General features: G+C 62.3%; 4 protein-coding genes. All 4 read right to left on the bottom strand.

The window, feature by feature from the left end; translation table 11 throughout:
* A partial coding sequence (locus AC1D1P_RS20705; RefSeq protein ID WP_477674257.1) for a sigma-70 family RNA polymerase sigma factor occupies positions 1-429 on the bottom strand: 429 nt, incomplete at its 3' end.
* Between the two features lie 24 nt (positions 430-453).
* Positions 454-909 (bottom strand): carboxymuconolactone decarboxylase family protein, encoded by a 456-nt coding sequence (locus tag AC1D1P_RS20700; RefSeq protein ID WP_477674256.1) that lies wholly within the window; start codon positions 907-909, stop codon positions 454-456.
* 179 nt (positions 910-1,088) lie between these two features.
* Entirely contained in the window at positions 1,089-1,895 is an 807-nt protein-coding gene (locus AC1D1P_RS20695; RefSeq protein WP_477674255.1) for an isocitrate lyase/PEP mutase family protein, read from the bottom strand.
* Between the two features lie 109 nt (positions 1,896-2,004).
* Positions 2,005-2,544, bottom strand: a 540-nt coding sequence (locus tag AC1D1P_RS20690; RefSeq protein ID WP_477674254.1) for a fumarylacetoacetate hydrolase family protein, incomplete at its 5' end; no start/stop codon positions are given.

Below are 2,544 nucleotides of genomic sequence, written 5' to 3'. Positions count from 1 at the left end.
GTCCAGCATCTCGGCCACTTCGGCGTAAGGTGTCTCAAAAATCTCATGCAGCAGGTAGGCAGCGCGCTCTTTGGGCGTGAGGCGTTCGAGCAGCAGCAAAAAGGCCATGCTCAGCGATGAGGCCAGCAGGGCATGTGTTTCGGGCGTGTCTTCGGTTTGCGTGTGGATGGGTTCGGGCAGCCAGGTGCCGACATAGTCGACCCGGCTGCGCTGGGCGTCGCGCAGCATGTCGATGCAGTGGCGCGTGCAGATGGCGGTGAGCCAGGCAGCCGGCGTGGCGATGCTCGCGTAGTCGGCCGCCAGCCATTTGATGAAGACGTCCTGCACGGCGTCTTCGGCATCAGCCCGTGAACCGAGGATGCGGTAGGCCAGGCCAAACAAATGCCTGCGCCTTTCTTCAAACACGGCGGTGGGGTCGATGTTTTGCATTGCGCGCGCCTTGCCTTGCTTTGCTCAGTGTGCCGAGACCTGGATGCGGTTCCAGAGGTTGATCATGCCGATGGTAGCGGTCAGCGCGCCGATTTCCTTGTCGCTGAACGATTGGCGCAGGCGACCGCGCAGGCTGGCGTAGTCGGTCTTGTGGTCTAGCGTGGTCAGTGCTTCCGTCCAGGCCAGTGCCGCTTTCTCGGCTTCGCTGAAGTCGTTGACGTGGGCCCAGACGACGAGGCGGTCCAGTCTGTCCTGGGTTTCACCGTCTTCACGGGCTTCGCGCAGGTGCATCTTCACGCAGAAGGCGCAGCCGTTGATCTGCGAGGCGCGCAGGTGAATCAGGTGGTGCAGTTTTTTGTCCAGGCCCTGGGCGCCAATGGTTTCACTGACCTTGAGCAAGGCGGGGTAAACGTCGGGAATCGCGAGGTCAATACGGACGGGGGCGGTGTTGGCGGCGGTGTTAGCGGTAGGGGCAGTCATGGTGTTTCCTTTAAAAAAGAGTTTAAAAGTTGGGTGTCACACCGTATTGACGATTGAGCTTTGCCGTTTGTGACGCGCCTCTTCCAAAAAAGACAAAAAAGACAAAAAAGATGAAATAAATGAAAAATCGCCTGATCCCCAAAGGAATACAGGCGATAGCGGGCAAACGCCTGTGCGCTCTAGCGTGGCGTGTTCAACAAGGTGTTCATCGCCGAATAGTCCAGCTTGGGGCCGAGCAACGGCGACAGGTCCTGTTTCAGCAAGGCTTCAACGCTGGTTCGGGCGTGTTCATAAGCCACCTGGAAAGGCGCCGGCCCTACGCTGACGCGCCGCACACCGGCGGCCTGCAAGTCGGCAATGGCCGGCAGCCCGGGCATGGCCATCAGGTTCAGCGGCAGGCTGACGGCTTCGCAGATTTCCCGCACGTCAGGCAAGGCCGTGAGGCCGGGCACAAAGGAGCCGTCTGCCCCGGCTTGCTGGTACAGCTTGAGGCGGGTGATGCTGGCCTGGGCCGGTGTGCCTTCGACTTTCAGCTTGCGCAGGTAGACATCGGTGCGGGCGTTGATAAACAGTGATGCGCCTTTGAGCGCTGCACGGATGGCGCGGATTTTTTCCGCCAGTAGCTCGGGCGCACCGCTGCTGTCTTCGAGGTTGATGCCCGCCGCACCTACGGCGACCAGCTCGGCGGCCAGGCGGCCCACCTCGGCGGGGCTTTCGCTGTAGCCGTCTTCCATGTCGACGGTCAGCGGCAGGCTCAAGACGCGGGTGATGCGGGCGACGGCATCGAGCAACTCGTCGGGCGGCAAGGCGCCGCCGTCGGCATAGCCGCAGGCCCAGGCGAGCGATGCGCTGCTGGTGGCCACGGCTTTGGCGCCGGAACCCTCAAAGATTTTGGCGCTGGCAGCGTCCCAGGCATTGGGCAGCAGCAAAACGCCGTGGGGCGCCTGGTGAAGTTGGGCGAAATGTTGGTGGTGAAGGACTTGCATGGCGGCTCCGTCGTTGTTGGTGTGATTGGAGAATCGAGGCGCACAGCTTAGCAAGCCGGGCTGAAGCGGTTGGCCGTTTCCGGACCTTTCCTGCCCTATTTACTTCAGGTTACGGGTTGCGAAATTCCACCTCAAAACGGGCCAGGCCCGCGTAGTCAAACTGCGTGCGCTTTCCGAGGGGCAACGTCAGTACACCGGCATAGGAGCCGGTGATCACCGCTTGGCCGGCCAGCAGGCCGATGCCGCGTTCGCTCAGGAAATTGGCCAGCCAGTACAGCGGTGTGCGCGGGTCGCCGTTCGGGTGCGTGGCTTCGGCGGTTTGCGCCGGTTCCCCGGCGACTTGCCAGGTCAATTCAAATGCCGAGACATCGGGCCCGCCCAATTCAGGCCCCAGCCACAGGCCGTTGTTGACCACGCCGTCAGCCAGCAGTTCGGGAAAAGGCAGGCTGCTGTGGTCGGTGTAGCGGCTTGCGCAGATTTCCAGCGCGGCATGGACCGAGCCAATCGCCGCATCCACCTCGGTCTCGGTGTAGGCCTGCCCGCGCGAAGGCAGGTCTTTGGCCATCACAAAAGCCAGCTCTGGTTCAACCACCACGGCGGTGGCACCCAGGGGAAAGGGGACAGAGCAGATCGCTGCGCGGCAAAGGGC

This window comes from Polaromonas sp. P1_E1_2, assembly GCF_056406035.1.
Note: the sequence above shows the minus strand (reverse complement) of the source record. Positions and strands in the feature narration are given on the sequence as shown.

What these genes read in the sequence shown, in the direction of transcription:
- AC1D1P_RS20695 (WP_477674255.1), bottom strand. Translation starts at nt 1,895, where the DNA reads ATGCAAGTCCTTCACCACCAACATTTCGCCCAACTTCACCAGGCGCCC.
- AC1D1P_RS20700 (WP_477674256.1), bottom strand. Translation starts at nt 909, where the DNA reads ATGACTGCCCCTACCGCTAACACCGCCGCCAACACCGCCCCCGTCCGT.